Below are 12,158 nucleotides of genomic sequence, written 5' to 3'. Positions count from 1 at the left end.
ACCGATATAATTGCACCTGGCCATAAAGAGCCGGGATTCGTTCAGGTAATCGCTGTATGTACCCATACAGAGGAAAGTCCATGCTCGCACAGCCTGAGATGGCTGTAGTGTTCGTGTCTGACGAAACCATAAGTCAGAGCAGCTTCGTTTCGGAGCTGACGGCGGGGAAACAGCCTGTGTCCGTCCGGATATGGCTGGAGTCCCCTGAACAGTGCCACAGTGACGTAGTCCGGCTGGAAACGGCCGGAGTGGAACGCGGTAAACCCCTCGAGCGAGAAACCCAAAATTAGGTAGGGGCGCCTTTCGGAAGAAATTCAACGGAACGAAAGGGCAGAACTTTTTCTGCAGATAGATGATTACCACCCGAGTGCAAGGTGAACAGCCGCTGGCAGCACAAGGGAACAGAACATGGCTTACACGAACGGTCCCGGCTTCTTGAAGCAAAACCCCTGGAGTATAATTCAGGGGTTTTTTTAGTAGATATGAACGGACCTTTACGTCCAAGGAGGAACCTATGACCCAACCAACATACACATTAATCGCTACGGCGACGATGGGCCTTGAAGCCCTGGTCGCCAAAGAAATCAAAGCGCTCGGCTACCGGCACCTGCGCACCGAAAACGGCCGGGTGGAATTTGAAGCCCCCGCTGAAGGCATTGCCCGGGCCAACCTGTGGCTCAGGACCGCCGGCCGGGTGAAAATCAAGATTGGAGCTTTTACCGCCGAAACGTTTGATGAGCTGTTCGAACAGACGAAGGCCCTTCCGTGGGAGCAGTTCCTGCCCGAAAATGCCGAGTTCCCCGTCAGCGGCCGATCGGTCAAATCCACGCTGTTCAGCGTGTCGGACTGCCAGGCGATCGTCAAAAAAGCCGTGGTGGAACGGCTCAAGCAGTCCTACGAGAGCGAATGGTTTCCGGAAAACGGATCGCTTTTTAAGCTCGAGGTGGCGCTGCATAAGGACGAAGCCGTGCTGTCACTCGATACGTCCGGGGCCGGGCTGAACCAGCGCGGCTACCGGGAAACGCATGCCCAGGCGCCGCTCAAGGAAACGTTGGCAGCAGCCATGATTATGCTTGCCAACTGGCATCCGGACCGCCCGCTCGTCGATTTATTCTGCGGCTCGGGCACGATCCCCATTGAAGCTGCCATGATCGGCCAGAACATGGCCCCCGGCGTGAACCGCTCGTTTGCGAGCGAAACGTGGCCATGGGCCGAAGCCATGCAGTGGGAGGCGGCGCGCCAGGAAGCCGAGGACCTCATCCGCGACGAACAGCCGCTTATGATTACCGGCACCGATCTGAATCCGAAGGCCATCGAAGTTGCGGAGGAAAACGCCAAAGAAGCCGGCATGTACGGCCTGATCACGTTCAAGCAGATGGCGGCGCGGGACTTTAAGCCAAAGAGCGAGTACGGCGCCGTTATCAGTAATCCGCCGTACGGGGAAAGAATCGGGGAAATGGAAGAGGTGGAGGAAATGTACCGGGCGCTCGGCCGCATCGCCCGGGATACACCGACCTGGTCCTACTACGTGCTCACGTCCCATGAACGGTTTGAATCCCTGTTCGGCCGGCAGGCGACCAAACGGCGCAAGCTCTACAACGGCAACATCAAAACGGATTATTACCAGTACTGGGGGCCACGGCCGCCCCGCCCGTCCTAATTGTTCGGGTGATCAGTATCCCCGAGCCGGGGGTTGTCAAAATGGAGGTAGTCGATGGCCGGATGATAGCTGATGGTCATGCCGTCGAGGTACCACTGGTCCTGCGGTTCCACAAAAAAACGCAGACCGCCCGCTTCCGTCCAGTAACTGGCGGCGGACGGGTCCCCGGGCTCCACCCCGATGGAAAACCCGCCGGAACCCACACCGCCGATGCGGACAAACAGGCGTACAGCCGCCCCGTCGGCCAGGTCCATTTCCTGCTTGTAGTGGCGGCCTGCTTCTTCCGTAATTGTCATTTGCATACGTATCTTTCGCTCCCTTCCACTCTTTGTTATATCATGAAGGAGAGAGTCACAACAAACAGAGTTCATAACAAGGAGGAATCACGATGCCGGATTATGTACAGATCGAAAGGGATTTTTTGACCGAACAGCGCAGCCTGGACGCTTACAATCAGGCGCTCAGCCTGCTCGGATGGGACGCACGGACCGGAGCGCCCAAAAAAGGGGTGGAGGAACGCTCCGAAGTAGTAGGGGCCCTTGCCACCGAGCTGTTTGCCCGGAAAACCTCCGGACGCCTGAAGGAAATGAGCCAGTATCTGCTTGAGCCGGAGGCAGCCTCGCAGGTGTCTGCGGTCACCCGGAGAGCCGCGGAGGAAACGCTCACGGAAGTGGAACGGATGGAGCGTCTGCCCCGCGACGAGTATCAGGCGTTTACGACACTTACATCCAAAACGGAATCGTACTGGGAAGAGGCGAAAGCGTCCGGGGACTTCGAAGGGTTCCGACCGTACCTCGAAGAAATCGTAGCCTACCAGCGCCGGTTCGCGGATTATCTCGGCTACGACGGACACCCGTACAACGCGCTTTTGCATGACTTTGAGCCCGGCATGACGGTCTCTACCCTGGATACGACCTTTTCCAGGCTCCGCGACGGCCTGATGCCGCTTGTGGAACAAGTAAAAGCAGCATCGGTGCGGCCGGACACATCGTTTCTGCATGCCCATTTTCCGAAGGACCGGCAGCGGGCCTTCAGTGAGCATGTGCTCCGGCAGATGACGTACGATTTTGATGCCGGCCGGCTTGATGAAACCGTGCACCCGTTTGCCGTCGGCCTGAACCAAAACGACGTGCGGGTCACCACCAAATACGACGAATCCGACTTCCGCACCGCCGTCTTCGGCACGATCCACGAGGGCGGCCATGCACTGTATGAGCAAAACCTCGGTGCAGATCTGGCCGGAACGATTCTGGCGGACGGCGCGTCGATGGGCATCCATGAATCGCAGTCGCTGTTCTGGGAAAATTTCGTGGCGCGGACCCGCTCGTTCTGGGAAAACAATTACGGCAGGCTCCAGGAGCTCAGCGGCGGCCAGTTTCAGCACGTGGCCCTCGACGATTTCTACTTTGCCGTCAACAGCGTCGAACCGTCCCTGATCCGGATTGAAGCCGATGAAATGACCTATTCCCTGCATATCATTCTCCGCTACGAGCTGGAAAAAGCTCTGATCGAAGGCAGCCTGCAGGTGAAGGACCTGCCGGAGGCTTGGAACGAAAAAATGAAGCAGTACCTCGGCGTCGTGCCGGCGAACCACTCAGAGGGGGTACTGCAGGACGTGCACTGGGCGGGCGGCGCCTTCGGCTACTTCCCGTCCTATGCGCTCGGCTATATCTATGCGGCCCAGCTCCAGCAGGCCATGGTGCGTGACCTGCCGGCGTTCGATGATCTGATCACAAGCGGTGACCTCGCACCAATCCGGCACTGGCTGACCGAGCACGTGCACCAGCACGGCCGGATGAAACGGCCGGCCGACATCATTGCAGCCGCTACCGGGGAAGGGACCAACCCGGAGCCGCTGCTTGCCCACCTGTCTCATAAATACCAGAGCCTGTACCGCTGGTCCTAATCCCGCTGCCCTATGCAGCGGGGGTTCCGCCCCGGGACGTTTGAAGGATGCACTTTTGTGAAATAAAGTAGAGACTCTAATAATTTAGATGTCCCTTGCAACAGAACCATAATAGGGGGATTGGCATGATTACATTCACTGACATTGCAAAGACGTTTCCCGGTGCCGACGACCCGGCCGTTCAAAACTTTAACGCCACGGTCGAGCAGGGGGAATTTTTCGTCTTGATCGGCCCGAGCGGGTGCGGCAAGACGACCACGCTGAAAATGATCAACCGGCTGATCGAACCAAGCACCGGTACGATCCGGATTCAGGACAAGGACATCCGGGACTGGGACCGCCATGAACTGAGGTGGAACGTCGGCTACGTGCTGCAGCAGATTGCTCTGTTTCCGACGATGACCATTGCCGAAAACATTGCGGTCGTTCCGGAAATGCGGCGCTGGAAGAAAAACGAGATCAAAGAACGCGTCGATGAACTGCTGCAGATGGTCGGCCTCGACCCGGATACATACCGCAACCGGAAGCCGTCGGAGCTCTCCGGCGGCCAGCAGCAGCGAATCGGGGTGATACGGGCCCTCGCCGCGGATCCGGATATTATCCTGATGGATGAGCCGTTCAGTGCCCTCGACCCGCTGAGCCGGGAACAGCTGCAGGAGGACATCCGCGCCCTGCAGCAGAACATTCAAAAAACGATTGTTTTCGTCACCCACGACATGGACGAGGCGCTTGCCCTCGGCGACCGGATCTGCCTCATGAAAGACGGTGACATCGTCCAGATTGGCACGCCGCGTGAGCTGAAAAATGAGCCGGCCAATGATTTTGTGCGAGACTTTATCGGAGACCGCCGGGACGAATGGGACACCCCGGTCCGTTCGGTCATGAGCGGCCGCGACAGCCAGTACATTGCAAGTGTCCATGACATGCCCGAAATGCCGCTGTATCCGGCTCCACTGTATATTTTCGATCAGAACGATACGTTTCTCGGCCGCCGGGACGGCGACTCCATTGCGTCCCAGAAAACCGTGATTTCCCCGGATCATGTACTGTATGACGCCCTCAGGACCTTTAATGACACTGATGCCGAAGCGCTGCCGGTACTCGAAGAAGGACGGCTCGTCGGAGCGCTCAGCTATAAGGACGTGATGCAGTTTCTGCAAAAAGCGAAACTCGCATCTGCAGGAGGTGACACAGAGGCATGAACTTACTCGAAAATACGTATCAGCTGTTCACCGACGAGCAGGGACAGTTCTGGACCCTCGTCTGGGAGCACGTCAACATGAGCCTGATTTCGCTTCTGTGCGCCTCCTTTATTGCGGTTCCGGTCGGGGTGCTCCTGACCCGTCGGCGGTCGATTGCCGAACCGATCATCGGGATCGCCGCGGTGCTGCAGACGATTCCGAGTCTCGCCCTGCTCGGGTTCATGATTCTCATTCTGAACCAGATCGGCACCGTGCCGGCTGTGGTCGCTTTGACCGCCTACGCGCTGCTTCCGATTCTGCGCAACACCTACACCGGCATCGCCGGCGTGGACCCGGCCCTCGTGGAAGCGGCCACCGGCATGGGGATGAATTCCTTCCGGCGCCTGCGTAAAATTGAGCTGCCGATGGCCATGCCGGTGATCATGGCCGGCATCCGGACCTCGATGGTGCTGATCGTCGGGACCGCCACTCTGGCAGCTCTGATCAGCGCAGGGGGCCTCGGCGATTTCATCATGACGGGCATCGACCGCGCGGACAACGCCTACATCCTGCTCGGCGCCATTCCAGCAGCCCTTCTGGCTCTGTTTTTTGACCTGGTGCTGCGGATCACGGAACGCACGTCCCAGGGCAAAGCGCTCGCTCCGGTTGCTGTCGTTCTCGGCGTAGCTCTGTTAGTGGTGATCACGCCGGCGCTTGCCTCCACCCAGCAGGAAGAGCTCGTCATCGGCGGGAAGGAAGGAGCCGAACCTGAAATTCTCGCCAACATGTATTCGCTGTTAATTGAGGAAAACACCGACCTCGATACGAGCATTGAGGCCGGTCTGGGCAGTACAAGCATTGCGTTTAACGCCCTGGAGTCCGATGACATTGATATTTATCCGGAGTTCACCGGTACCGTTACCGCCAACCTGTATGACCAGGGCGTGCCGGCCGGAAGCACCCGGGAAGAAGTATACGAGGAAGCGCGCACTCTGCTTGCCGATGACGACCTCGCCTATCTCGAGCCGATGGAGTACAACAATACGTATGCTCTGGCGCTCCGCGAAGAGGAAGCTGAAGACCTGGGCATTGAGACCATCTCTGATCTCGAGCCGCACACCGATGAGCTTGTGCCCGGGTTTACCTTTGAGTTCGCCGACCGTCAGACCGATGGCTATCCCGCTATTGTAGACGCATACGGGTTTGAGTTTGACGAAGTGGAAACCCTCGACGCCGGCCTTCGTTCCAATGCTCTGCAGGAAGGCCAGATCGATTTGATTGACGCCTACTCCACCGATGCGTATATCATAGAGTACGGGCTTACCGTACTTGAAGACGATGAAAATGTATTTCCGCCGTACCAGGGGGCTCCGCTGTTAAAGCAGGAAACCCTGGATGACAACCCTGGTCTCGAAGAAGCATTAAACCGCCTCGGCGGCCAGATTACCAATGAAGAAATGCAGGAAATGAACTACGAGGTGGACTATGAAGGCGCCGACCACCGGGAAGTAGCCCGGGACTACCTCGAAGAAAACAACCTGCTTGGCAGCAACTAACAGGCAGTAGATTCGTATCTCAAGGAGGCAGAACCAATGAAAAACCCTGAACGACAAGAAATACGGGCCATTCTCGACCGAAGCAAACGCATCGCGGTCGTCGGCCTGTCGGATAACCCGTACCGGACGTCCTACCAGATCAGCAAAGTCATGCTTGAAGCGGGCTATGAGATCATTCCAGTCAATCCGACGGTGGAAAAAGTCTTTGACATTCCGGCCGTCGACTCGCTGAAGGACATTGAGGGCCACATTGATATCGTCAATGTGTTCCGCCGCAGCGAGTTCCTCAAAGGCGTGGCCGAGGAAGCAGCCCAGGTGGACGCAGACGTGTTCTGGGCCCAGCTCGGCCTGGTGAGCGAGGAAGCGTACGATATTGCGGCCAATGCAGGCATGACGGTGATCATGGACCGCTGCATTAAAGTGGAGCATGCCATCGCGTAAGCACCGATTATACCGAACAGCATCCAACCTTGGCGGGACTTTCCTGCCAAGGTTTTCCTGTCTGCAGAAGGGATGGCCCCGAAATTGAAACATATGTTCCCGTTCATTGACAAACTGTGTTAGTATGAAATATAACTAGAACGGAGAACGAAGAAGGGAGAGACAGGAGTGGCAGCAGATAAATCCTATCAATATAACGATGAATCCATTCAAGTACTGGAGGGGCTCGAAGCGGTCCGGAAACGTCCGGGCATGTACATCGGCAGCACGGACAGCCGCGGGCTTCACCATCTTGTTTTTGAAATTCTTGATAATTCGGTCGATGAAGCGATCGCCGGCTATGGCAGCGTGATCGAAGTGACACTGCACAAGGACGGAAGCGTCTCTGTATCCGACCACGGCCGGGGCATGCCGACCGGCACCCACAGCTCCGGCAAGCCGACTCCGGAAGTGATTTTGACCGTGCTTCACGCCGGCGGGAAATTCGGCCAGGGCGGCTACGCTACAAGCGGAGGGCTGCACGGCGTCGGGGCCTCGGTGGTCAACGCCCTGTCGGAATGGCTTGAAGTCACTATTTACCGGGACAACCAGATTTTCGAGCAGCGCTTTGAAAACGGCGGCCGTCCGGTGACGACCCTTGAACAGAAGGGGAATACCAAAAAAACCGGGACGACGATCCGGTTCAAGCCGGACGCTTCCATGTTCAACGCGGTGCACTACCAGTTTGATGTGTTGGCAGAACGTCTGCGCGAAGCTGCGTTTCTGTTGAAGGGCACAAGCATCCGTCTGCATGATAAGCGTGACAAAGAACCGGTGACCGAAGAGTTTCAGTTTGACACCGGCATTCAGGCGTTTGTGGAGTATTTAAACGAAGACAAGGAAACCCTGCATCCGGTCGTGTCCTTTGAAGGAAAGGCCCAGGATATCGAGGTGGACTTTGCGTTTCAGTTCACCGACGGCTATACGGAGAACATGCTGTCGTTTGTGAACAATGTCCGTACCCGCGACGGCGGTACGCATGAGTCCGGCGCCCGTTCGGCGTTTACCCGGGTGCTCAACGAACACGCCCGCAAGCTGCAGCTGTTAAAGGAGAAAGATAAAAACCTCGACGGCAGTGACATCCGTGAAGGGCTGACCGCCGTGGTCTCCATCCGGATTCCGGAGCATCTGCTGCAGTTTGAAGGGCAGACGAAAAGCAAGCTTGGTACGCCGGAGGCCCGCTCCGCGGTGGATCAGTACATTACGGACCGCCTGACGTATTTTCTGGAGGAAAACTCGACGGTCAGCACAATGCTGATCAAAAAAGCCATCAAAGCCGCCCAGGTGCGGGAAGCCGCGCGCAAAGCCCGGGAGGAAGCCCGGAATGGTAAAAAGAACCGGAAAAAAGACGCGCTCTTGAGCGGCAAGCTCACCCCGGCGCAGTCCAAAAACCCGGATCGCAATGAGCTGTATCTCGTCGAAGGGGATTCGGCCGGCGGCTCGGCCAAGCAGGGGCGCGACCGTAAATTTCAGGCTGTGCTCCCGCTGCGCGGCAAGGTCATTAACACGGAAAAAGCGAAGCTCGATGATATTATGAAAAACGAAGAAATCCGGACCATCATCTATGCCCTCGGCGCCGGTGTCGGCACGGACTTCACCCTCGAAGACCGGAACTACGACAAGGTTGTGATTATGACAGACGCTGATACCGATGGTGCTCATATTCAGGTGCTTTTGCTGACGTTTTTCTACCGCTACATGCGGGAGCTCGTGGAATCGGGGAAAGTCTATATTGCCCTGCCGCCGCTCTATAAGGTCAGCAAAGGAAGCGGCCCCAAGCAGAAATCCGAATACGCCTGGGAGGAGAATGGCCTCCAGGAAGCTATTCAGCGCATTGGTAAAGGATACGCCATCCAGCGCTACAAGGGCCTCGGGGAAATGGACGCCTCCCAGCTGTGGGAGACGACCATGAATCCGGACAGCCGGACCCTCATCCGGGTAACCGTGGAGGACGGCGCCCGCGCGGACCGTCGCGTATCCACGCTGATGGGCAATAAAGTGGAGCCCCGGCGCAAGTGGATTGAATCCAACGTGGCGTTCGGTATGGAAGAAGACTTGAATATTTTGGATAACACTGATTTGCAGATTATTAAGGAGGAACCGTAAGTGGCTGATGCAGAACAATACTTGGATCTTCGTCTCGAAGACGTTCTCGGCGAACGCTTCGGGCGCTACAGCAAATACATTATTCAGGAACGTGCCCTCCCGGACGCACGCGACGGGTTAAAGCCCGTGCAGCGCCGGATTCTGTTTGCAATGCTTCAGGACGGCAACACTGCGGATAAACCATTCCGCAAAGCAGCAAAAACGGTCGGGAACGTCATCGGGAACTATCATCCGCACGGGGATTCCTCCGTGTATGAAGCCATGGTTCGGATGAGCCAGGAATGGAAGGTGCGTGCCCCGCTCGTCGAAATGCACGGCAACAACGGCTCCGTCGACGGCGACCCGCCGGCGGCCATGCGTTACACGGAAGCGCGTCTCGCGAGCGTCTCGTCCGAACTGCTGAAAGATATCGAAAAACAGACGGTGGAGCACGTGACCAACTTTGATGACACGCAGGAGGAGCCGACGGTTCTGCCGGCGAAATTTCCGAACCTACTGATCAACGGATCCACCGGCATTTCCTCCGGCTATGCGACCGATATTCCGCCGCATCAGCTGGGGGAAATTATTGATGCCGCGGTCGCGCAGCTCGAAAAGCCGTCGGTATCAACCGACGAACTGATGCAGTACGTGCAGGGACCCGATTTTCCGACCGGCGGTGTCATTCAGGGCAAGGAAGGCATCCGCCAGGCGTATGAGACCGGCCGGGGGAAAGTCGTCGTCCGGGCCAAAACGAGCATCGAGCAGGTGCGGGGCGGCCGGGAACAGATTCTGATTACCGAGCTGCCGTATGAAGTAAACAAGTCCACGCTCGTAAAGAAGATGGATGAGCTCCGGTTTGACCGTAAAGTCGACGGGGTCGCCGAAGTGCGTGATGACACGGACCGGACCGGCCTCCGGGTCGTCATTGAACTCAAAAAAGATGCCGACGCCCAGAGCGTGCTGAACTTTTATTACAAAATGACGGACCTTCAGGTGTCGTACAATTTCAATATGGTCGCCATTAATGACCGGACTCCGCAGCTGATGAATTTAAAGCAGCTGCTTGATGCCTACATCAGCCACCGGCGGAGTGTCGTCACCAATCGCTCCCAGTTTGACCTCAACAAAGCGGAGCAGCGCCAGCATATCGTAGAAGGCCTGATTAAGGCGATCAGCGTACTAGACCAGGTGATTGATACGATCCGCCAGTCGGAAAACAAGAAAAACGCGAAGGAAAACCTGGTGGAGCAGTTTGCCTTCACCGATGCCCAGGCCGAGGCCATCGTGAACCTGCAGCTGTACCGCTTAACCAATACTGATGTTACCCAGCTCGAAAAAGAAGCCGGAGAGCTCGAAAAGGAAATCAAGCGGCTCCGCGGCATCCTCTCGAGCGAAAAGAAACTGCAGCAGGTCGTGAAAAAGGAGCTGCAGGAAGTCAAAAAGCAGTATGACGACACCCGCCGCACCGTGATTGAAGCGGAAATCGAAGAGCTTAAGATCGACCGCGAAGTGATGATTCCGTCCGAGGATGTTATTGTGACCGCCACAGCAGAGGGCTACATTAAACGAACGAGCCAGCGCTCCTACGCGGCTTCAAACACCGAACCGCCAGGGATGAAAGAGGAAGACGCCCTGTTGTTTTTCCGCGACATGAATACAACAGATATGCTGCTGTTGTTTACGAAAAAAGGACAGTTTATCTACCTGCCGGTACATATGCTTTCCGAAATCCGCTGGAAGGATAATGGCCAGCATATCGGCAACATTTCCCCGCTTGACCCGGGGGATGCGCTGGTGGCCGTCGTGCCGGTCCAGGAGTTTACCGAAGAGGATTATTTTGTGTTTATCACCCGCCAGGGCATGATCAAAAAAACGGCGATGAACGCCTATCAGGCATCGCGCTACGGACGCTCCATGATTGGAGTAAATGTAAAGGACGGGGACGAAGTGCTTTCCGTGTACCAGACAAACGGGGAGCAGGAGCTGTTTCTCACGACTCATCAAAACTACGGTCTCCGCTTCCATGAACAGGAGGTTTCTCCCGTCGGTGTCCGCGCGGCCGGTGTCAAAGCGATTGATTTAAAAGACGGGGATGTGGTCACCGGGGCACATGTAACCTCGGCCTATAAAACCGAGGATGCGGTCATGGTCACCCAGCGCGGCGGCGTTAAACGCATGAGTCTGGATGATATTCCAATAACGAACCGGGCCAAGCGGGGGGTCGTTCTCTGGAAGGAAGTTAAATCCAGGCCGCACCGGATCATCGCGAGCTATATTCTAAATGGCGAGCCATTTGTGCTGCAGGCCCGGACGAAAAATATGACGGTCACGATTGACCCGGCAAAATACCGGCGGGTGGACCGTTACAGCAATGGTTCCTATGTTATTGATACGAAAAAGCACGGAGTGATTGAAGCCGTATGGAAGGATATTCCGTACCAGTAAATCCCACTCCGATCACTTTCAAAAAGGACGCTGAACAATCATGAAAGCAGGAACACATGTGATCGGAGCAGTCACCGGCGGCCTGGCCGTCCAGTGGCTGACGCCGGTGCCTTTTGCCTTTTTTGAATGGGAGACCAGTATTTATGTCGCAAGCCTGGTTTTCGGGGGCCTGGCCCCGGACATTTGCCAGCCAAACTCATGGATGGGGAGGCGGGTGCCGGGCGTTTCCCATCTGATTTCGAAGCTGGTGGGGCACCGCACCTTTACCCACAGCCTTCTGCTCGTGCTGCTTGTCTTCATGGCCCTTGCCCAGTGGCAGGAAGGATGGGGACTCGCACTGCAGTGGGGCATCAGCCTCGGAATTTTAAGCCATATTGTGCTCGACATGATGACCACCAAAGGCGTCCATGTGCTGTTTCCGCTGCACTATGCCTTTCGGTTCCCATTTACGACAAAAACCGGATCCACCTTTGGCGAAGGGCTGATCAACGCCTTGCTCATCGCCGGTTTATTTTACGTGAGCTTTCAGCTGTTTTCGATTGATGTCACGCTGTAAACAAACATGCCAAAAAACCAATGAAGGAAGCATCAGTACAGAATGATACTGGTGCTTTTTATTTGTTTTGTCTCAAAACACGAAGTTATCTTTAGTATTGAAACAACATATCATTAACTTCCGATAATATATATTATGTTAACTAGAAATAAATGAATTACGTCAGGCTGTCATTTTAGCTTTATATCTCCGCCTTCCCTTTCAGGAATCAACTTTCCTATTCAGGCTTTGCCTTGAATCGTCTGTACTGTCACTCCGACAGGTTTGACAAATTCTATGCGGGTCG

9 protein-coding genes and 1 other RNA gene are annotated in these 12,158 nt (G+C 56.0%); 9 read left to right on the top strand and 1 reads right to left on the bottom strand.

Annotated features, from left to right (window positions below):
- Nucleotides 1-37 precede the first annotated feature (37 nt).
- An RNA gene (gene rnpB, locus ACTRXF_RS12875) (RNase P RNA component class B) lies at nucleotides 38-421 on the top strand.
- A 93-nt stretch (nucleotides 422-514) separates the two neighbouring features.
- Nucleotides 515-1,660, top strand: a complete 1,146-nt coding sequence (locus ACTRXF_RS12870) for a THUMP domain-containing class I SAM-dependent RNA methyltransferase (RefSeq protein ID WP_474279358.1) — start codon at nucleotides 515-517, stop codon at nucleotides 1,658-1,660.
- Here ACTRXF_RS12870 and ACTRXF_RS12865 read toward each other — a convergent pair.
- Nucleotides 1,657-1,962 (bottom strand): HesB/YadR/YfhF family protein, encoded by a 306-nt coding sequence (locus tag ACTRXF_RS12865; protein ID WP_474279356.1) that lies wholly within the window; start codon nucleotides 1,960-1,962, stop codon nucleotides 1,657-1,659. The two genes, ACTRXF_RS12870 and ACTRXF_RS12865, sit on opposite strands and share 4 nt — an antisense overlap.
- An 86-nt stretch (nucleotides 1,963-2,048) precedes the next feature.
- On the opposite strand from ACTRXF_RS12865, the gene ACTRXF_RS12860 reads away from it, so the two are divergent.
- The 7 genes from ACTRXF_RS12860 (at nucleotide 2,049) to ACTRXF_RS12830 (ending at nucleotide 11,872) form a co-directional block, all read left to right on the top strand.
- A complete protein-coding gene (locus ACTRXF_RS12860; protein ID WP_474279354.1) occupies nucleotides 2,049-3,566 on the top strand; it encodes a carboxypeptidase M32 in 1,518 nt (505 codons plus the stop codon).
- Between the two features lie 125 nt (nucleotides 3,567-3,691).
- On the top strand, nucleotides 3,692-4,768 hold the full coding sequence (locus tag ACTRXF_RS12855; RefSeq protein WP_474263398.1) for an ABC transporter ATP-binding protein: 1,077 nt from the start codon (nucleotides 3,692-3,694) through the stop codon (nucleotides 4,766-4,768).
- Entirely contained in the window at nucleotides 4,765-6,303 is a 1,539-nt protein-coding gene (locus ACTRXF_RS12850) for an ABC transporter permease/substrate-binding protein (protein WP_474279352.1), read from the top strand. The genes ACTRXF_RS12855 and ACTRXF_RS12850 overlap by 4 nt, the downstream gene beginning before the upstream one ends.
- Nucleotides 6,304-6,339: 36 nt before the next feature.
- Nucleotides 6,340-6,744 (top strand): CoA-binding protein, encoded by a 405-nt coding sequence (locus ACTRXF_RS12845; RefSeq protein ID WP_322525042.1) that lies wholly within the window; start codon nucleotides 6,340-6,342, stop codon nucleotides 6,742-6,744.
- Between the two features lie 168 nt (nucleotides 6,745-6,912).
- Nucleotides 6,913-8,889: a DNA topoisomerase IV subunit B gene (gene parE / locus ACTRXF_RS12840; protein ID WP_474263402.1), complete on the top strand. Its 1,977-nt coding sequence runs from the start codon at nucleotides 6,913-6,915 to the stop codon at nucleotides 8,887-8,889.
- Entirely contained in the window at nucleotides 8,890-11,316 is a 2,427-nt protein-coding gene (gene parC, locus ACTRXF_RS12835; RefSeq protein ID WP_474279350.1) for a DNA topoisomerase IV subunit A, read from the top strand.
- Between the two features lie 40 nt (nucleotides 11,317-11,356).
- Entirely contained in the window at nucleotides 11,357-11,872 is a 516-nt protein-coding gene (locus ACTRXF_RS12830) for a metal-dependent hydrolase (RefSeq protein ID WP_474263406.1), read from the top strand.
- The last annotated feature ends 286 nt before the right edge of the window (nucleotides 11,873-12,158 follow it).

The organism is Marinococcus sp. LNHM3E3-2.2 (assembly GCF_056034385.1).
The sequence above is the reverse complement of the archived record's forward strand: the minus strand, read 5'-3'. Positions and strand labels throughout refer to the sequence as shown.

Coding starts and splice junctions, on each gene's coding strand:
- ACTRXF_RS12870 (WP_474279358.1), top strand. CDS start 515: ATGACCCAACCAACATACACATTAATCGCTACGGCGACGATGGGCCTT.
- ACTRXF_RS12865 (WP_474279356.1), bottom strand. CDS start 1,962: ATGCAAATGACAATTACGGAAGAAGCAGGCCGCCACTACAAGCAGGAA.
- ACTRXF_RS12860 (WP_474279354.1), top strand. CDS start 2,049: ATGCCGGATTATGTACAGATCGAAAGGGATTTTTTGACCGAACAGCGC.
- ACTRXF_RS12855 (WP_474263398.1), top strand. CDS start 3,692: ATGATTACATTCACTGACATTGCAAAGACGTTTCCCGGTGCCGACGAC.
- ACTRXF_RS12850 (WP_474279352.1), top strand. CDS start 4,765: ATGAACTTACTCGAAAATACGTATCAGCTGTTCACCGACGAGCAGGGA.
- ACTRXF_RS12845 (WP_322525042.1), top strand. CDS start 6,340: ATGAAAAACCCTGAACGACAAGAAATACGGGCCATTCTCGACCGAAGC.
- ACTRXF_RS12830 (WP_474263406.1), top strand. CDS start 11,357: ATGAAAGCAGGAACACATGTGATCGGAGCAGTCACCGGCGGCCTGGCC.